Origin of the sequence: Pseudomonas azerbaijanorientalis (genome assembly GCF_019139795.1) — a bacterium.
Taxonomy (GTDB): domain Bacteria; phylum Pseudomonadota; class Gammaproteobacteria; order Pseudomonadales; family Pseudomonadaceae; genus Aquipseudomonas; species Aquipseudomonas laurylsulfatiphila.
In genome coordinates, this window is sequence record NZ_CP077078.1 from 3,561,783 (window position 1) to 3,581,172 (window position 19,390).

The following is a 19,390-nucleotide window of genomic DNA, read 5'->3' on the forward strand; positions in this document are numbered from 1 at the left end:
GTGGACATCAACCTCAGCGACTTCCATTTCCTGCGCCCTGTGTGGCTGTTGCTCGCCGTGTTCGGCGCACTGCTGCCAGTGCTGTGGCGACATAGCCAGGATCTGCAACGGCGCTTGCGCAGCAACATCGCTGCGCACCTGCTGCCGCACCTGCTCATCACCCCGCAAGACCGGCACCGCCTGCGCCCCGTGCATCTGCTGTGTGCGCTGTTGGTACTGGGCGCCCTCGCCGCCGCCGGGCCGACCTGGGAACAGGATCGCCCGGATTTTCTGGAAAACCGCGCGCCGCTGATCATCGCCGTCGACCTGTCGCCGTCCATGGACGCCAGCGATGTCCCACCCAGTCGCCTGGAAGCGGTCAAGCACAAACTCCACGACCTGGTCCAGCGCCGCGCCGGCTCGCGCAACGCCTTGATTGCCTATGCCGGCAGTGCGCATCTGGTGTTGCCTGCCACCGATGACCCGGCCCTGCTCGACACCTTCATTCAGGCCCTGAGCACCGACCTGATCAACAAACCGGGGAAAGATGTCGGTGCCGTTATCAATCAGGCCAAGCGCCTGCTCACCGCCGAGAAAACACCCGGCACCCTGCTGCTGATCACCGATGGCGCCGACACCACGGCACTGGCCGGGCTGGACAAACGACTGGCTGGCAGTGCGTTGCAAGTGCTGATTCTGGCGGCCGGCAGCACCGACGGCGGGATCATCCGCGATGCCAGCGGCCAGCCGCGCATCGACAGCAATGGTCGCCCGCAACTCGGCAGTTTCGACCAGGACGCCCTCAAGCAGCTTGCTTCAACGCTGGATGCCCCGCTGGGCAGCCTGACACTCAACGATGACGATCTGGACTGGATCGAACTGCACGCCGAGCAGCACTACCAGTCAGCCAGCGACGAACAGCGTGAATTGCACTGGAAAGACGCCGGTTACTGGTTGTGCTGGCCGCTGTTGCTGTTCGCTTTCTTCAGCGTACGCAGGGGCTGGAGCGTGAACTGGATGGCTGGACTGCTGCTGGCGGTGGGCCTGGGCCTGCTACCGGGGCTGGCACAGGCCAACGCGCTGACCGATGCCTTTTTCACCCGCGACCAGCAAGGCCGCTGGGCCTTCGAACACCAGCACTACCCTCAGGCGGCGGCGCTGTTCGTCGATCCGTACTGGAAAGGCGTGGCCGCCTACAACGCGGCCGATTTCGACCTGGCACTGGCCAGTTTCGCGCGGCTCGATACACCGCAGGCGTATTTCTACCTGGGCAATATCTACGTGCGCCGGTTCAAGTTCGATCAGGCCATCGCCGCCTATAACCAGGCGCTGAAGTTGCAACCGCAGTTCCCCGAAGCCACAGCCAACCTGGCGCTGGCCATCGCCTTGCAGAAAGACACCGAAAGCGCCGAGAAAAACACGCCAGAGGTCAAACCCGACGAAATCAAGATGGACAAGGCGCCGGGCAAGGGTCAGAGCAAACAGGTGCAGACCCAGCAGGCCGCCTCGGATGAGCAATGGTTGCAGAACCTCACCACATCGCCGGCGAAGTTTCTCAAGCAGAAATTCAGCCTGCAGGATCAGGCGGGGGCCAAGCCATGATCAGCCTGAAAGTCCGAGTCACGGCCTTCGCGAGCAAGCCCGCTCCCACACTGGATTTGTGTGCGCCACCGATCCCCTGTGGGAGCGGGCTTGCCCGCGAATGGGCCAGAACGCTCACCACAAAACTCGGCACCTTGCTCCTTTGCCTGATCAGCACTGGCACCCTCGCCGCCGAACCCCAGCTGCGGGTCAGCGCCACCCTGCAACCCACCACCCCCGTCATGGTCGGCAGCCTGGTCGAACTGCAACTCCATGTCTTCACCGACACCTGGTTCACCAGCGCCCCCACCCTGCCCGACCTGAAACTGCCCGGCGCACTGGTGATGCCACCGGACGGCCATGCCGAGCACATCAACCAGACGATCGACGGCCAATCCTTCAGCGGCATGCGCTACAGCTACCTGATCACCCCGAACCTGGCCCAGGGCTTCGACATTCCGGCGCTGACCGTACAAGCCACACCGGGCCAGGCCAGCCACGCACTCAGCGCCCACAGTCAGCCACTGCACTTCAACGCCGCACAGCCGCCGGGATTCCAGCCCGGGGAGGCGGTGCTGGTGGCGCAAGGGCTACGGCTTACCCAAAAGATCATCCATTCGGCCACGCCGCTGAAGGTCGGCGACAGCATCACCCGGGAACTGACGCTACAGGCCGACGGTGCCCTGGGCATGTCATTGCCGACACCGACGCTGGAGGCCATCAGGGGCCTGAGTCGCTACCCGAAAGCAGCGCAAATCCGCAATCTGGATGACGGTCGCGGCCACTTCAATGGCGGCCAGCGCATCGACAGCGTGACGTATCGAATCGACACCGAAGGCCACTACAGCCTGCCATCCGTCGAACTGAAATGGTGGGATGCCAGCAGCCAGCAAACCCGCACGGCCACGGTGCCTGGCGTGACCTTCGACGCCGCGGCCAACAGCGCCTACAAGCCGGTATTTTCAATCACCGAAGACCTGAAAAAACTCGGCCAGCACAATCGCCTGCATCTTTCCGGGCACTGGTTCGGACTATTGGCCCTGGCGTTGGTGGCACTGGGCTGGTTCAGTCGCCCGCTCGTACACCGCGCATACCTCAAGTGGCAAGCCCGCCGCCGCGCCCGACACGCCGCCTGGCTCGAGTCCGCCGACTACGCGTGGAAGCAGATTCCGGCACAACTGGAGAGCAAACCGACGCAATTGAGCGCCCTGTACCTGTGGACCCGACGCAGCCGCCGGGGCCTGAAACTGACCGGTCTCGGCCCGCGCCTGCAAAGCTTCCTGCGGGCCTGTTACGGCCGCGAAACGGACAAAGAGCAGGCTCTGCGCCAAATCAGGGAATCCTTGTCTACGCTGCATAGTCAGGCCGAGTGCAACAGAGAATCAGTCTCTTCTGCTCTTCATCCGCTCAACCCCGTTCACAAGAAGGGTTTCCCATGACGAATTCGATATCGTTACACCATCATCGCGTATTCAGCTTTCTGCTGACCCTGGTCTTGAGCCTGCCGCTGCTGGTCCAGGCAGCCGAACCGCTGCCCTCGTGGAACGATGGACCGTCGAAAAAGCAGATCATCGAGTTCGTGCAGGCGGTGACCGATCAAAACAGCAAGGACTTCGTCAAACCCGAAGACCGCATTGCCGTGTTCGATAACGACGGCACCTTGTGGAGCGAGCAGCCGATGTACTTCGAATTGCTGTTCGCCCTCGAAGAAGTCAAACGCACAGCGCCGCAGCACCCGGAATGGAAAACCACCCAGCCATTCCAGGCCGTGCTGGAAAACGATCACAAGGCACTGGCCGCCAGCGGCATGGAAGGCATGATGAAGATCTTCGGGGCGACCCACACCGGCATGACCAGCGAAGCGTTCGATGACTACGCCAAGACCTGGCTGAGTCAGGCCAGGCATCCGAAAACCGGCAAGCCGTACACCGAAATGGTCTTCCAGCCGATGCTGGAGATGCTCGACTACCTGCGCGGCAACGCCTTCAAGACCTACATCGTCTCCGGTGGCGATACCGGGTTCATGCGCGCCTTTGCCGAGAAGGTCTATGGCGTTCCACCGGAGCAGGTGATCGGCACCACCTTCGTCACCGAGTTCCAGTACAAGGACGGCGAGGCGTCGATCCTGCGCACGCCGAAACTGGCCCACAACGACGATGGCCCAGGCAAGCCGGAAAGCATCGACGCGGTAATCGGTCGTCGTCCGATCCTCGCGTTCGGCAATTCCGACGGTGACCTGCAGATGCTCCAGTGGACCGCCGCCGGTCCCGGCAAACGATTCATGGGGCTGGTGCACCACACCGACGCCAAGCGTGAATGGGCTTACGACCGACAGTCGCAGATCGGTCGCCTGGACAAGGCCCTGGACGAAGCGAACAAGCGTGGCTGGACAGTCGTCGACATGGCGTCCGAATGGCGCCGGATCTATCCGTACGACGCCGCCACACCCGAGCAAGTGCAATAAAAAAAGCGTTACGCAGGACCGCAATAAACGTTTGTCGCATTCAGCGACGCAGTGAAAAGGAGCCAGTCAGATGACTCGCATAGGTAAGTGGCTACCGAAACTCGCCCTGGTGGCAACCTCGGTGATGGCGATTTCGGCAACAGCCGGAGCCGCTGATAAACCCAACATTCTGGTGATCTTCGGCGACGATATCGGCCAGACCAACATCAGCGCCTATTCCATGGGCGTGGTTGGCTACAAGACGCCGAACATCGACCGCATTGCCAAAGAAGGCATGATGTTCACCGACTATTACGCGGAGAACAGCTGCACCGCCGGCCGGTCTTCGTTCATCACTGGCCAGACGCCTTTGCGTACCGGCCTGTCGAAAGTCGGCATCCCGGGCGCACCGGTTGGCCTGCAAAAGCGTGATATCACCATCGCCCAGGCGCTCAAGTCCCAAGGCTACGCCACCGGCCAGTTCGGTAAGAACCACCTGGGCGACAAGGATGAATACCTGCCGACCAACCACGGTTTCGACGAGTTCTTCGGCAACCTGTACCACCTCAACGCCGAAGAAGAGCCTGAGCGTCCGTACTGGCCAAAAGACGATGCCGAGTTCGTCAAGGCCAATACCCCCCGTGGCGTGATCCACAGCTTCGCCGACGGCAAGATCGAAGACACCGGTGCGCTGACCACCAAGCGCATGGAAACCATCGACGACGAAACCACGGCTGCCGCTCAATCCTTCATCGAGAAACAGGCCAAGGCCGACAAGCCGTTCTTCGTCTGGATGAACACCACACGCATGCATTTGTTCACCCACGTGCGCGATTCGATGAAGGGCCAGAGCGGCATGCCCGGCAACGAATACGCCGATGGCATGCTGGAACACGACGGCGACGTCGGCAAACTGCTGAAGACCCTCGATGACCTGAAAATCGCCGACAACACCATCGTCGTCTACACCACCGACAACGGCCCGAACCAGTTCTCCTGGCCGGACGCGGCCACCACGCCGTTCCGTAACGAGAAGAACTCCAACTGGGAAGGCGCCTACCGCGTGCCGGCGATCATTCGCTGGCCGGGCAAGATCAAGGCCGGTGAAGTCTCCAACGAAATGTTTTCGGGCATGGACTGGTTCCCGACCTTGCTGGCAGCCGCGGGCGAAACCGACGTGAAGGAAAAGCTGCTCAAGGGTTGGGCACCGACTTCGGGTGGCAACAACTTCAAAGTGCACCTGGACGGTTTCAACCAACTGCCCTACCTGACCGGCCAACAACCTAAAGGCGAGCGCAAGGAGTTCTACTACTTCAACGACGACGGCGTGCTGGTGTCGATGCGCTTCGGTAACTGGAAAGTGGTGTTCTGCGAACAACGCGAGCCCGGTGGTTTTAAAGTCTGGAGCGAACCGTTCGTATGCCTGCGCGTGCCGAAAATCTTCAACCTGAGGATGGACCCGTATGAACGGGCCGACGTGGTTTCCGACCAGTATTACGATTGGCAGACCAAAAACGTCTACCTCGCCGCGCAAGCCGTACAAAAAGCGGCCGGGTTCCTGCAAACGTTCATCGAATACCCGCCAAGCCAGAAACCGGCGAGTTTCAGCATTGACCAGATCCGCGCTGCGGTAGATGCCAAGATCGCTGAAAAAATGAAAGCTGCACAGTAAGACCGCCAGACCGCCGCTCGCCCTCACCGGCGAGCGGACTTTTTTGTGGCAAACACTATTCTGTGGCGAGGGGGCTTGCCCCCGCTGGGTTGCGAAGCAGCCCCATGCGTTGTTTCAGGCAAATCAAATCGCCTGGTTTGCGACTGCTTCGCAGCCGAACGGGGGCAAGCCCCCTCGCCACAATAGTTTTTGTAAGGTTTGAAATTATCTGACTGACTCAGATCCAGCAGTCACTGTTTTAACGTACCAGTACAAGGCAATCTGCAATGACCTCACGTGTCGCCAGCAAGTCGTCGGCCATACCTTCCCCACAAGTCGCCTCCCCGGCGCTGTTGATCCCCGCCCTGCTGCTGTTTGTCTCCGGTGCCGCGGCGCTGGTGTATCAGGTGCTGTGGATCAAACAGCTGTCATTGGTCGTGGGCGTCGAGGTCTACGCCATCACCACCGGGATCAGCGCATTCTTTGCCGGGCTGGCCTTGGGCGGCTTGCTGTTCGGCCGCTGGGCGGACCGGATGCAGCACCCGGTTGTGCTCTACGCCGGTCTGGAAGTGCTGGTGGCGGTACTGGGCGTCGCTGCGACCTTCGCCATGAGCCTGGCGGCCAGCCCGTTTGCCTGGCTGGAAGCGCACGTGGGCTTGCTGGCCTGGGTACTGCCGTTCGCGCTGGTGGGTATTCCCGCGTTGCTGATGGGCGGCACCTTGCCGGTGCTGGTTCGCTCCCTGGCCGCTGACCCGCAACACCTGGGCAAGGCCGGCGGGCAACTGTATGCGGCGAACACCGCCGGGGCCATCGCCGGCACCCTGCTCGCCGCGTTCGTGCTGGTTGCCACCCTCGGCGTGCGCGGCAGTGCGCTGGCCGCTGCCATGCTGAACCTGCTGGCCGCCGCAGGGGCCCTGTGGTTCCAGCGCCGGCGCGTGGCCCCCGTTGATACGGTAGCGAAACATCACGTTCAAAAAGCCCCCGACCGCCTGGCCCTGTGGCTGTACTCCATTGCCGGTGGCGTAGCGCTGGGCTACGAAGTGGTGTGGTCGCAATCGATCGTGCAGTTCATGAGCACCCGTACCTACGCCTTTGCCGTGGTGCTGGCAACCTACCTTACCGGGTTGTTCCTGGGCAGCATGCTGCTGGCCCGTCGGGTCGATCGCCTGCGTGATCCCTGGGGGGTGTTCGGTTTGCTGATTGCCGCAGCCGGGGCGATTGCCTTGCTGGAAGTGGCGTTGCTGGGACGCTGGCTGGTGCTCGCCCAGACCCTGGCTGAATCCTGGGTATTGTCATGGGGCGGCAGTGAACTGGCGGGCATGAGCACGCGGTTTGCGGTGGCTGCCTTGAGCATTGTATTTGTACCGACCCTGTTGCTGGGTGCGGCGTTCCCCTTGGCCCTGCGCTTGAGCGTCGGCGGCGCACAGGTGGGGCGCAACGTCGGCGAAGTCGTCGCGTTCAATACCCTTGGCGGGATCATCGGCGTGATGCTCTGCGGCTTTGTCCTGATCCCGATGCTGGGCCTGGTACGGACCCTGGGCCTGCTGGCGATGATCGCCGCCGGAATCGCGTACCTCGCCGTGCGCAAGGGTCATGGCGTGAAGAAAGGCCGGCGTCAGGCGGTGGTTGCCATTGGCCTGGTGTCCCTGGCACTGGCCGTGTTCACGCCGGTCAACAAGCTGGCCAGCCTGCTGCCGGGCGCACGCAATGGCACGCTGACGTTCTACGAAGAAGGCCGTGGCGGGACCGTCGCCGTGGTCACCCAGGGCAAGGGCGAACGGGCGTTCCAGCGTTTGTATATCCAGGGCGTGTCCAATACCGGCGACACCATGCCGTCCCTGCGTTACATGCGGATTCAGGCGCTGCTGCCCTTGCTGATCCACAACGGTGAACCGCGTTCGGCGCTGGTGATCGGCTTCGGCACCGGCATCACCGCCGGCGCCCTGACCCGCTACCCCGGCCTGGAACATCGCGTGGTCGCCGAACTGCTGCCCTCGGTGGTCAAGGCGGCCCCCTTGTTCAAGGGCAATTTCAATGCCGCAGCCGATCCGGGTGTCAATGTGCGCTTGCGTGACGGTCGCCAGGAACTGCTGCGCAATCCCCAGCGCTACGACCTGATCACCCTTGAACCGCCACCGCCCTCCGCTGCCGGCGTGGTCAACCTGTATTCCAGGGACTTCTACCAACTGGCCGCCAGCCGTTTGCAAAAACAGGGCCTGGTCGCCCAATGGCTGCCGCTGCCGACGCAGAACATCGACGACTCGCGCTCACTGGTGCGCAGCTTCCTCGACGTATTCCCCTACGCGAACCTGTGGACCAGCGAGTTCCACGAGATGCTGCTGGTGGGTTCGATGGAGCCGATTGAACTGGATGCGGCGAAGATCAACGCACGCTTCCAGCAGGACAGCGTCCGCAGCACCTTGCAGGATATCGGCATCGGCTCGGCCGCGGCGTTGCTCGCCACCTGGGTGACTGACCGTGCGGGGCTGGAACGCTTCGCTGGGCAAGCGCAACCGGTGACGGACGATCAGCCGCGCATCGAATACGCGCCGTGGGTGCGGGCCAGGGAAATCACCCGAGTGCTGCCCGCCCTGCTCGGCCTGCATCAGTCACCCGCACTGCTGAACGCCGATACCGGGTTCATCGAGCGCATGAACACCCAGCAACAACGCCTGATGCAGTTCTACCGGGCGAGCCTGCATGCCTATGAGGGTGACCGTGAGGGTTGGGCCAGGGAGATGCGCGAGGTGATGCGTGGGGACTCCGGGAATCCGTATTACCGGTGGTTTGTCGGGGAGTGATGTTGCGCCTTGGCGGCCGCCTTCGCGAGCAGGCTCGCTCCCACATGAGGATGTGTTCCCCTGTGGGAGCGAGCCTGCTCGCGAAGAGGCCATCTGCCTCAAAACAATGCCATTTGACAGACGCCGACCCTCCGGCAAAGCTGCATCAAGCCTCAACGCGCGCCTGACGGCAATCGCACCTGGACCATGGAAGTCGTAATGCCGAAAAATAAAAACAAAGCTGCACAGCCAAACCCTGATTCGCAACCGACCCTGATCAACCGTTATCTGTTCCCCGTCACCATCGGCATCCTGTTGCTGACTGTGGCGGGTATTGGCTGGTTTTTGCTGAGCAGTACACCCACGCCGCCCAAGCCGGTCACCGTCAGCCCCCCTGCTGTTCAACCGGCCAAACCGCAACCCGTCGCCATCGCGCCTGCAAAAATGGTCGACGAGCAGCAATGCCAGGGTTGCCACGGCGAGCAGGTCAAGGACTGGCAAGGCTCCCACCACCAGTTGGCGATGCAGCAAGCCAACGCGGACACGATGCTCGGCGACTTCAACAACGTCACCTTCAAGGCCGAAAAGGAGACCACGGTGTTCTCGCGCAAAGGCGACGAATACTGGGTCAACACGCCGGGCATCGATGGCAGGAGTACCGATTTCAAGGTGGCCTATGCCTTTGGCATCGCCCCCTTGCAGCAGTACCTGATCGAAGTCGGCGAAGGCCGGTTGCAGGCCCTTGGGATTGCCTGGGATACCGAAAAGCACCGCTGGTTTCACCTCTACCCGGGCCAGGGCGTGAACTTCAAGAACCCGCTGCACTGGAGCAAACCGAGCCAGAACGCCAACTTCATGTGCGTCGAATGCCATACCACCGGCTTCAAGCGCAATTTCGATGCGGCAAAAAACACCTTCGACAGCAATTGGAACAGCCTGGGTGTCGGCTGTCAGGCCTGTCATGGCCCCGCATCCAGTCACCTGGAATGGACGGCGAAGAAGACCGATCTGATCCATGCCGGCTTTGCCGTCGACCTCAAGGACAAGAACGCCACCGTCGAAATCGAAACCTGCGCCCGCTGCCACTCGCGCCGCGCGCCTCTGGATGATGGCTACACGGTCGGCAAGCGGCTGATGGACGACTACCTGCCGAGCGTCCTGACCCGCGAGCTGTACGCGCTGGACGGCAAGATCAAGGACGAAGTGTTCGAACACGGCTCCTTTGCCCAGAGCAAAATGTTCGACAAGGGCGTGCGTTGCAGCAACTGCCACAACCCGCACAGCACGCAATTGAAAGCGCCAGGCAACGGTGTCTGCCTGCAATGCCACAACACCGCCGGCAAAACCACCGTGGAAGGCGTCGACGGCAAGGGCCTGCAAGCGAAAAACTACGACTCCGTCGAACACACTCGCCACACCACGGGCCAACCGGGTTCGCAGTGCGTGGATTGTCATATGCCCGGCAAGTTCTACATGGGCAATGACTACCGGCATGACCACAGCTTCAGCATCCCCAACCCTGAGCGGGCAAAGAAACTCGGTACGCCTGATGCCTGCCTGACCTGCCACCAGGGCAAGGCCGGCGACAAGATCACCGAGCAGTTCAAGCTGTGGAACACTGCCAACGCCAGCGCGGTACAAGCCCCTCGCTACGACGAAAGCCTGTGGCTGATTCGCAACGGTCAGGCCGGTGCCGCACAGGCCTTGATCGAGCAACTGCAACGCAGCAACTTGCCGGCGATCCAGCGCGCGACGCTGCTTGGCGAACTGGCGCAGTATCCGAGCGAGCAAGCGTTGAAACTGGCCACCAGGGACCTCAACAACCCGGCGCCGCAAGTCCGTGAGAGCGCCATCCGCGCACTCAGCGCCTTCCTGCCGCCAGCGGAACGTGCGCCACTGCTCACGCCCTTGTTGAGTGACCCTGTGAGAGCCGTGCGCATCGCCGCCGCCCGTGACCTGCTCAGTGTCGCGGCCAACGGCCTGGGCACGGCCCAGGACAGCTGGAATGCCGCCATCGCCGAATACGAGGCGGTGCAGAAAAACTTGCTCGAACGCGCCGAAGCGAACCTCAACCTGGCGATGCTGTATCAGGCCAGCGGTCGCAATGCAGAAGTCGAAGGATTCCTGCGCACGGCCCTGCAGCGCGATCCGGACTTCTACCCGGCGCTGGTCACCCTGGTGCAGTGGCTGGAGGCCAACGGTCGCAGCCAGGAAGGTCATGCCCTGCTGGCGCAAAGCCTCAAGGACCATCCTGACTCGGGCCTGCTGCAATACACCCAGGGCCTGGCACTGATTCGTGCCGGCCAGGCGGCTCAAGCCATGCCGTACCTGCGCCAGGCCGCGAAGCTGGAACCGCAGAGTGGGCAATTCGGCTACGTACTGGCAGTGGCCCTGCATGACAGCGGCAAGATTGACGAGGCCTGCGCCGAACTGGAACGGCTGTTGAAAGAGCAACCGGCCAACCGTAATGCCCGCTTGTCGCTGATCCAGTATTACCTGGCCAACGGCCAGGAGCCCAAGGCCCAGGTGCTGTTGCAGGGCTGGAAGAAAATGAACATGGGGGATCCGGCGTTGAAATGATCGGGGGGCTGGCTCAAAGGCCTCTCGCGGGCAAGCCTCGCTCCTGGGAAATCAATGTGATCTCCGTAGGAGCGAGCCATTTTGCGGTGTAACAGCCAATCCATTCACTGATCCGCGGATCCCGCAACGGCGAGAATGTTGCAGGGCACTTGATACAGGACATGCTCCGTCGTACTGCCCACCCATTTGCCCAGTCCCTTGCGATGCGCATTTCCCATGACGATCACATCCGCCCGGTGATGCGCTGCAAAGTCGGCCAGTGCTTTGCCAGGTGGCCCTTCAACGAAGTGTTGTCGCTCAGTGGGCACGCCGTAGTGGTCGGCCAGTGCGATAAATGACTTTTGCAGTGACTTGCGCACATCGCTGCTGAAGCCCGGCATCGTCACTGCACCAGCACCTGCGTCGGATATATGTGTCAGCGATAGATCGTAGGCATACAGCAGATGCAGCTCCGCGCTGCATTGCATCGACAATCCGTTCGCCGCCTGGATGATGCGGTCGTTGATGCCAGTGATCTGAGTCTCGGGTTGAGACGGATCGACTGCCGCCACTACCACTCGCGGAAGTGGGCACCTGACTTCGCTGACCAGATGCACAGCCACCGGACATTCGCGCAACAGGTGCCAATCCAGAGGCGTAATGAAAACGCGTTTGAGCGCCGACTCGTGTTGCACGTCCTTGATAACCAGATCCGGCTGCATTTCTGCCACATGCACAAGTATTTCTTGCAGCGCGGTTCGCGTAACAAGCACTTCGGTACTCACCTTGACCCCGTGCCCGCGAATTAGCTCGGCCTCATCCTTGAGCCACTTTTCGTTCTCTTGCTGACAGGCCTCACGAAAACGCGCACCTGCGCTCATCAAACCCAAGAGGTTGGAGTCTTCGATAAACACCGTGATGTGCAGCGCTGCACCAGTGGCTTGGGCAATGGCGATAGCTCGTTCCAACGCCGGGGTGTGGCGCATGGCTGGACCTGCTATCAGAAAGAGTCGTTGATACTGGCTCATGTAACACCTCCAAACGTTCCGGGATATCCAATTCCCCCAGCGCTCTGGCCTGTCACACCACCGACGATTTACTATCGCCTCAACTGTCTGGATCGACACTATCAATATACGCCTGGATTCAATCAATCCCCCACTTCACCGAGTCGACTTTTTCAAAAGCGGCGACGCCCTAAACACATTTTCTTACAAATACTTCATTTGCATAAAATCGATCCTGCAACTATAGGTGATAAGTTATGGCCCTCGATCGGGCCAAGAGATGCCTAGCCTCAAATGCGCATCAAGCTACCCAGTATTCCTGCCCTCGGTGTTTATCTCGCACTGTCTTGCCTCTTTGTGACCGCATGGTTACTCAATCCTGCCCACACGCATTCGTCCTTTGCGATGAATCCAGTGAAGGCTGTGACCGATCAAGTGGCCAGGCCCATTTATACCAGCCGTTTCGCCTCGTCCGGGCTGGTGGACTTCGTGCACTCCTCGGCCGTAACAGCCTTGCCTGACGGTAGTTTGATGACAGCCTGGTTTGCCGGCTCTCGCGAAGGCGCAGCCGATGTGCAGGTGCGTTCCGCCCGCTTCGACGCGAAAACCGGCGAATGGGGTGCCGAACGGGTATTGGCGACACGGAATTCGACCCAACAGGGCACCCAAAGATACATTCGCAAGCTGGGCAACCCGGTGATTGCACTGGCGCCGGATAAACGCCTGTGGTTGTTCTACGTATCCGTGTCCATGGGCGGCTGGGCCGGCAGTGCAGTCAACGTGATGGTTTCCGACGATTTCGGTGAAACCTGGTCCGCTCCGCGCCAACTGATCACGTCCCCCTTTCTGAACATCAGCACCCTGGTCCGGTCCGCCCCCGTGTTTCATGCCGACGGTTCCATCGGTTTACCGGTCTACCACGAGTTCCTGGGCAAGTTTGCCGAGTACCTCTACTTGAGCGCAGACGGTGATGTGATCGACAAATACCGCATCAGCCACGGCAAGAACTCATTGCAACCCACGGTGGTTCCGCTGGATGGGCAGCGCGGCATCGCCTTGTTGCGTTATGCCGGCAACACCCACCACCGTGTTCTGGCAACCCGCACTGAAGATGCCGGACAAAGCTGGAGTGAACCTTATCCGCTCGAGCCATGGAATCCGAACTCCTCGCTGGCAGCCGTCGCAACCCCCGAGCATGGGTTGCTGGTAGCGCTCAATGACCTGCAAGAGGGTCGCTTCAAGCTGAGCCTTTATGGCACCGACGAAAAAATGGACGATTGGCGCTCGTTGCGTGACCTGGACAAATCACCTGATCCGGAAGGAGATCCGTTTTCACCCCAGGCCTACAAAAAAATCATAGGCAATGAGTTCCGCGGTTCCAGTGGCGCGCTGCGCCAACCTCTGGAGGCGCAATTCCTGAACAATCTCGACACACGTGTCTGTAACCCCCGAGGCTGCGAGTTTGAATATGAATATCCATATTTCATCCGCAGCCCGGACGGCATGTATCACCTGGTTTATTCCTGGAACAACACTTTCATCAAGCACGTTACTTTCAACGATGCGTGGCTGTCCGAGCGACTCAAATGATTAACCTTTGGCAAGCCCATGTCTGCTTCGCGATGATCATCTTCCTCTTGCTGCCGTCTTTCGGTTTGAACAGGAGCTGGCGTATCGCGCTGCTGGCCGCCTTGCTGGCCGCCAGCTTCATACCGCTGGACGGGTTGTCGTTGGCCACGTATTTGCGCAGCCACATCGATGACCTTGCGATCACGTCACTGGTGTTCATGGCATGGGGCTGTTTACGTCGGCTGGGCTACCTGCCGCCTGCGCGGCAGGGTAAAACCTGCATTCTGATCATGTTCGCCCTGTTGGCCCTGGTGCTGTACCCGGCAACCCTTGGTCTGAGCGATCTGGATCCTTATCGACTTGGATACAGCCCGCGCCCGATGTTGATTTTCTTCGCATTGCTCACTCTGGGCCTGTTTTACCTGCGCAACAGCCTGGCCGTCGTGATGCTGTCCAGCGCGACCCTGGCCTTCATCGCCGGGATAAAACCTTCGCAAAACTATTGGGATTACCTGATTGATCCACTACTGGGTCTGTTTTGCTGTGCGGCACTTCTGATGCTTTTCACACGCTGGACGTATGGTTGCCTGAACAAACAACCCAGCCCAGTGTTTAAAGCATCCAGATCCGTTTGAGCTTCGTCGACAAATTTAACAGGGGAACTTGGATGGGTTGGCTGCAATCGAGACGTTTGCACTATTGGCTAGGCGCAACAGCGATTCTGTTTGCGTTGTTTGCCCTGCTACGGGTGGTGTTCTTTTTCGGCTATTCCGGTTTCGACGCTAATGCCCTGATCAAGGACGAGGCCGTACGGGAAACCCTGGGCATCGGCTTTCGTTTCGATCTGCGCCTGGCCATTCTGGTAATGCTGCCGTTGGCTTTGCTTGCCTGGATTCCTCGCTGGAACCTCATCACAAGCCGCTTGCTGCGCTGGGTCGCACGCCTTTACATTGTCGCGGCTCTAGGCGCCCTGCTGCTGATCTACATCATCGATTTCGGGCATTACGCTTACCTGGGCATGAGGATCAACGCCACGGTATTGCGCTTCATCGAGGATGCACAAATATCCCGTGACATGGTCTGGCAGACCTACCCGGTCATCTGGATTTCTCTGGGTTGGCTGGCAACGGTAGCGTTGACGACACTGGCCCTGGTGCATCTGGAGCGTGTGACGCTGGACCGCCCTCGCAAACCGATTCACCCGTTCTCTGCCACATGGGGCGGCGCGTTGATGGTCATGGTGGTATTGCTGGGCATTTTAGGCCGTGTCGAGAACATGAACCTGGAAAACCCTGTGCCATTGCGCTGGAGCGATGCCTTCTTCTCGGGCAATAACCAGACTGCCGCACTAGGGCTCAACCCGGTGATCTTCCTGTATGACACGCTCAAGGTCGGCCAGTCGCGCTATGACGAAGCACAGGTGCGCGAGCACTATTCAGTCATGGCCAACTACCTGGGCGTTGACCAGCCCGATCCGCAAACGCTTAATTTTGTTCGCCACCAGGCACCACAACCCTACAAAATACCGGGATCACGACCGCCGAACGTGATGTTTGTCATGCTTGAATCCCTGGGCACCAGTGCTGTCGGGGCTTACGGTAACCCGATCAATCCGACCCCCAATCTCGATCGCCTGGCCACGCAGAGCTGGTTCTTCGAGCACTTCTATGTGCCGGTGACCGGCACCGCAAAAACCGTATGGGCCAGCATTTCCGGGGTCCCTGACGTCACGCGTCAAGAGACTGCGACGCGTAACCCGTTGATCACCCGGCAGCACTCCCTGGTCAATGCCTTCACCGGCTACGAGAAGATCTACACCATCGGCGGCAATTCCGGCTGGGCCAACATGAATGCCTTGATTCGGCAAAGCATCGACGGCGTTCGCCTGTACGAAGAGCGGGACTGGAAATCCCCGGTGGTGGATGTCTGGGGCATTTCCGATCTGGACCTGTTCAAGGAGACCGACCAGCTCCTGCAGGCGCTGCCCAAGGACAAACCGTTCTTTGCGTATGTACAGACTGCCGGCAACCATCGTCCCTTCACGATTCCCAAGACCAATGATGGATTCGAGGTCAAGCACCCTACCCTCGAGGAAGTCCAGGCCGCAGGATCGCGCAGTGTCGAGCAATACAACGCCGTGCGCCTGCTGGACTTCAACATCGGCCGCTTGATGGAAATCGCCAAGGCCGGCGGCTACTACGACAACACCATCTTTGTGCTGTTTGGCGACCACAACACCCGTATCGCGCAGATCCCTTTCCTGGCCCCGGCCTATGAGCAACTGGGCCTGGAAAGCAATGCGGTGCCGATGATCATCCACGCCCCGGGCTTGCTCGGGACACGCAAGGTCCAGGAGGCGGTTGGCCTGGTGGATTTGTTGCCAACCGTGGCGGGCATGGCCGGTCTTGAGTTCCGCAACAGCGGCATGGGTCGTGATATTCAGCAGCCGGCGCCCGAGGGTGAACGCGTGGTACCGCTGGTATTGCGCGAAGGAACGTTCCCGCTGATTGCCGGCGTGACTCAACATTACATGGTGCAAATGGAGCACGACGGCAGCTCGCCAACGCTCCACGACCTTGCCTCGAAGACACCCCTGGACAACGTGGCCGAGCAAAACCCTGAAGAGTTCAAACGCCTGGTGCAGTTGACCCGCGCCATGCATGAAACCTCAAGGTTAATGCTGTATCAGAACGTGCGACAGTAACTGCTGGCGCCAGCGAGCCCGCGTCTATGGTGCAGATAGACGCAGGTCGCCCTGACCTGTGACATCAGCTGCGCTCCCGGGGAATCAGGCTCTGCAGCTGTTGCGCCAGAAAGTTTGCATCGAACTCAAAGGTATCCGGGTCCTTCAAGCCATTGGTCTTGCGCCACTGCCAACCAGTGGCCGGCGGCATGCACACCAGTGACACACTGCCATAACGCGCTGCGGTAAATCCCATCACGGCAATGGAAATCTGCCCGCCGACACCCATCACATCCGGTACGAACTCCACCGGCTTGCCAGCAATCACAATGGACAGCTTTTCGCTCTTGAACGTCGATACCTCGACTGGCACGCTCGGCCCCGATGCAACATAGGCCTCACGGCTTACTTCCAGCAGATGCGGTACCAGCACTGGCTCCAGCCACTGCTGGATCTGATCGAACAGTTCAGCAATGCGCGCCGCCCATTGTGCCGATTGCGACTCGAACAGCTGTTTCTTGTGCGCTTCACTTACTGCGTAGTGACGAAGCATCTCGCCCAGTTGCTGTACATCGTCCATTGCGGTGATCCTTTGGTTGAAGCAGTACTGCGGACATTCAGAATGGCAGATGCGCGTTGCCAGCGTACGACTAAAAGCGCGAACGGTATTGAAAGTGGACTTGCTGATCTGCCCGAACAAAGCACCCTGCCCTTGCTCGACACCACCGACCTGCATGCGCCAGCTGCGGTGGCGTTCGCCCTGGGCGAATGACTCAGCCGGCCCTGGGCGGGCGACGCAGGCGCGCCATGCTCAAGGTGTCCACCAGTACACCGTCGCGAACGGCGTAATCACGAAACAGGCCCTCGGTTTCGAAGCCGAACTTGCGGTACAGGGCAATGGCCGCTTCGTTATCGGCATACACCGAAAGCTCGACGCGCTGCAGGTTCATCCAGTTGTCGGCGATATCCAGCGCCGTCGCGAGCAGCTTCGAACCCACGCCCTTCCCTTGCCACTCGACCGCAACGCCCATGCCGAAACTGCCGGCATGGCTGCGACGTATGCGCGAGAACTGTTCCAGGCCAATGTTGCCGATGACCGTGCCTTGATGCAGGGCCACTACCTTCACCAGGCGTTCGTTATCCAGCGCCAGGCGACTGCGCCAAAGCTCGGTGGACTGAAACGGCATTTGCAGGGTCTGCCGGGCGATGGCGGGATCGTTGTACAGCGCCGTAATGCCTTCGATATGGGATTCGTTGAAGCGCTCGAACGTGATAACGGGTTCGGTGGTCGGCATGGGTGAATCATCCTTGAAGCAGACATGGCCGTTCACTCTATAACGCTTTCTTCACGTGTGGCGAGAATCAATGTGGGAGCGGGCTTGCTCGCGAAGGCGTCTGGTCAGTCGACATTGTTGTTGAATCACACACCGCATTCGCGAGCAAGCCCGCTCCCACATTTTGATCGCATTCAGCTTTCGAACCACTCCCAACGCTCGCTGAAGGTGTTTTCGATCAACTCGACGACCGTCCGCACCTGTGCTTCACCCTGTGACTCGGCATTGACCGCCATCCACACCTGTCGCCGCATCGGCCGGTCAAACAGGCCCGGCAAGGCAACGAGGCCGCGGTCGAAATGGCTCATGTAGTGCGGCAGCAGACCGACGCAGGCGCTGCAACGGATCATCTCCAGCATCAGTTCGTAGGATTGCAACTGCACAGCTCCCGCCAGGCGTTGGTCCACCAGTGCATTCCATGGCCGGAAGCTTTCAACCTGGCAGTCCTGCTGCCATTGCACCAGGAGGAAATCGGCCAGTTCCTCTTGGCACTCCGGCCTGGAAGCCACCCGTGAGTAACGCTTGGCAATGTGCGGCAGGTATTCCAGTTGCGCCAGAGACCGGGGTTCGGTGGTGGCAAAGCTCGGCCCCGGCAACGGAGATCCGGTTTCGCCCAGCCACACCACCACGTCGGCGCTCACCGCTTGCAGGGACAGTTCGCTGTCGAGGGTCTTGATGTCCAGGCGCACACTGGCATTGCGCCGCAGCAGCGCCACCAGGTCACGCCCGAGAATGTCATGCAGGATCGAATCGGCCACGGCCAGCCGAATCAACGGCTGTTCGATCACCGGCAGATCGCGCTCATGGGCCAGTGCGATCAATTGTGCGTGCAAGCGCAAGCCATCGCGGCTGAGGCTCAAACCATTGTCTGACGGGTTGAACAGTGAGCAGCGCAGCTGTGTCTCCAGCAGCGCCAGTTGCCTGCGCAGGCGGGTGGCCTTGATGTTCAGGCTGCGCGCGGCCTGCATGAAACAACCGCAACGGGCACTGACGGTGAAGCACAGCGCCAGTTCGGGGTCGATACACGCAGCCAACTGGCGCCAGGACGCATTTTTATCGATGACTACACGATACTCGGTAGCGCACCGGTGGGCGCCGGTTTCCATGACTGACATCGAGGACTCCCTGTCGACATGACACTGACAGTTCCATCCTGCGGATCATTGATGAACCTGCCGTGACAATGGCTCAGGCGCTGGGTGTCTGGCGAAAGCTCACGGCCAGGCGATTCCAGCTGTTGATGGTGGTGACGGCGATGGTCAGGTCGACCATTTCGCTTTCACTGAACTGCTCCCTGGCCAGCGCGTAAACATCGTCCGGGACGTGGCTTTGCGAGAGCAAGGTCACCGCTTCGGTCCAGGCCAGCGCGGCTCTTTCCCGCGGATTGAAAAAGTTGCTGTCGCGCCAGACCACGATGGAATACAGGCGGCGGTCGCTTTCGCCGAGGCGCCTTGCATCCACCGAGTGCATGTCGGTGCAGAAGGCACAGCCGTTAAGTTGCGAGGCGCGAATCTTGACCAGGTGCAGCAGGCCCTGCTCGATGCTCAGGCCGCTGGTCAGGGCCTCCATGGCGATCATGGCCTTCATCGCTTTGGGAGACGCGCTGTAGTAATCCAGGCGGGGCTTCATGGTGCGTTCTCGTGCTGCCTTGAGTTGATTTTCACGGTAAGCGCTGGCGCGCGAGCATGACAGATCCAATTTCGCGATTTCCCCGTGGACCACGGCCTGCAGACCAATTGACGGTTTTTCCAACGCGCAACTTCTGCCGACCGAGCGGATAAGGGTAATCTTGCGCGACGCACAC

15 protein-coding genes are annotated in these 19,390 nt (G+C 60.4%); 10 read left to right on the forward strand and 5 right to left on the reverse strand.

Translation table 11 applies throughout. The features are described 5' to 3' along the window. The 6 genes from KSS91_RS15800 (at nucleotide 1) to KSS91_RS15825 (ending at nucleotide 11,014) form a co-directional block, all read left to right on the forward strand. Complete coding sequence (locus KSS91_RS15800; RefSeq protein ID WP_217835334.1) at nucleotides 1-1,581, forward strand: VWA domain-containing protein; 1,581 nt, start codon at nucleotides 1-3, stop codon at nucleotides 1,579-1,581. After that, nucleotides 1,578-2,999, forward strand: a complete 1,422-nt coding sequence (locus KSS91_RS15805; RefSeq protein ID WP_217835335.1) for a BatD family protein — start codon at nucleotides 1,578-1,580, stop codon at nucleotides 2,997-2,999. The genes KSS91_RS15800 and KSS91_RS15805 overlap by 4 nt, the downstream gene beginning before the upstream one ends. Next, nucleotides 2,996-4,024 carry an HAD family hydrolase gene (locus tag KSS91_RS15810; RefSeq protein WP_217835336.1) on the forward strand — a complete coding sequence of 343 codons (1,029 nt, stop codon included), beginning with the start codon at nucleotides 2,996-2,998 and terminating at the stop codon, nucleotides 4,022-4,024. Before KSS91_RS15805 ends, KSS91_RS15810 begins: the two co-directional genes overlap by 4 nt. Before the next feature lie 70 nt (nucleotides 4,025-4,094). Next, nucleotides 4,095-5,675, forward strand: coding sequence for an arylsulfatase (locus KSS91_RS15815; RefSeq protein ID WP_217835337.1), 1,581 nt, complete (start codon nucleotides 4,095-4,097; stop codon nucleotides 5,673-5,675). 266 nt (nucleotides 5,676-5,941) lie between these two features. After that, a complete protein-coding gene (locus tag KSS91_RS15820; RefSeq protein ID WP_217835338.1) occupies nucleotides 5,942-8,455 on the forward strand; it encodes a fused MFS/spermidine synthase in 2,514 nt (837 codons plus the stop codon). A gap of 198 nt (nucleotides 8,456-8,653) precedes the next feature. Then, a complete protein-coding gene (locus KSS91_RS15825; protein WP_217835339.1) occupies nucleotides 8,654-11,014 on the forward strand; it encodes a tetratricopeptide repeat protein in 2,361 nt (786 codons plus the stop codon). A gap of 104 nt (nucleotides 11,015-11,118) precedes the next feature. On the opposite strand, the gene KSS91_RS15830 is transcribed toward KSS91_RS15825, so the two are convergent. Then, entirely contained in the window at nucleotides 11,119-12,021 is a 903-nt protein-coding gene (locus KSS91_RS15830) for a universal stress protein (protein WP_015095326.1), read from the reverse strand. 273 nt (nucleotides 12,022-12,294) lie between these two features. On the opposite strand from KSS91_RS15830, the gene KSS91_RS15835 reads away from it, so the two are divergent. The 3 genes from KSS91_RS15835 to KSS91_RS15845 are packed head-to-tail and all read left to right on the forward strand — an operon-like array spanning nucleotide 12,295 to nucleotide 16,273. After that, complete coding sequence (locus KSS91_RS15835) at nucleotides 12,295-13,590, forward strand: sialidase family protein (protein ID WP_217835340.1); 1,296 nt, start codon at nucleotides 12,295-12,297, stop codon at nucleotides 13,588-13,590. Next, nucleotides 13,587-14,204 (forward strand): hypothetical protein, encoded by a 618-nt coding sequence (locus KSS91_RS15840; RefSeq protein ID WP_126046016.1) that lies wholly within the window; start codon nucleotides 13,587-13,589, stop codon nucleotides 14,202-14,204. Before KSS91_RS15835 ends, KSS91_RS15840 begins: the two co-directional genes overlap by 4 nt. 32 nt (nucleotides 14,205-14,236) lie before the next feature. Next, entirely contained in the window at nucleotides 14,237-16,273 is a 2,037-nt protein-coding gene (locus KSS91_RS15845; protein WP_217835341.1) for an LTA synthase family protein, read from the forward strand. 64 nt (nucleotides 16,274-16,337) lie between these two features. Here KSS91_RS15845 and KSS91_RS15850 read toward each other — a convergent pair whose 3' ends face one another. Continuing rightward, nucleotides 16,338-16,832 (reverse strand): hypothetical protein, encoded by a 495-nt coding sequence (locus KSS91_RS15850; protein ID WP_217835342.1) that lies wholly within the window; start codon nucleotides 16,830-16,832, stop codon nucleotides 16,338-16,340. 42 nt (nucleotides 16,833-16,874) lie between these two features. Between KSS91_RS15850 and KSS91_RS28795 the strand changes: the two genes are divergently transcribed. Beyond that, nucleotides 16,875-17,024 (forward strand): hypothetical protein, encoded by a 150-nt coding sequence (locus KSS91_RS28795; protein ID WP_437179707.1) that lies wholly within the window; start codon nucleotides 16,875-16,877, stop codon nucleotides 17,022-17,024. Nucleotide 17,025: 1 nt separating this feature from the next. On the opposite strand, the gene KSS91_RS15860 is transcribed toward KSS91_RS28795, so the two are convergent. The 3 genes from KSS91_RS15860 to KSS91_RS15870 all read right to left on the reverse strand — a co-directional run bounded on the left by KSS91_RS15860 (nucleotide 17,026) and on the right by KSS91_RS15870 (nucleotide 19,215). Then, entirely contained in the window at nucleotides 17,026-17,547 is a 522-nt protein-coding gene (locus tag KSS91_RS15860; protein WP_217835343.1) for a GNAT family N-acetyltransferase, read from the reverse strand. A 173-nt stretch (nucleotides 17,548-17,720) separates the two neighbouring features. Continuing rightward, nucleotides 17,721-18,701 (reverse strand): LysR substrate-binding domain-containing protein, encoded by a 981-nt coding sequence (locus KSS91_RS15865; protein WP_217835344.1) that lies wholly within the window; start codon nucleotides 18,699-18,701, stop codon nucleotides 17,721-17,723. Nucleotides 18,702-18,774: 73 nt separating this feature from the next. Beyond that, nucleotides 18,775-19,215, reverse strand: a complete 441-nt coding sequence (locus KSS91_RS15870) for a carboxymuconolactone decarboxylase family protein (RefSeq protein ID WP_015095333.1) — start codon at nucleotides 19,213-19,215, stop codon at nucleotides 18,775-18,777. Between the last annotated feature and the right edge of the window lie 175 nt (nucleotides 19,216-19,390).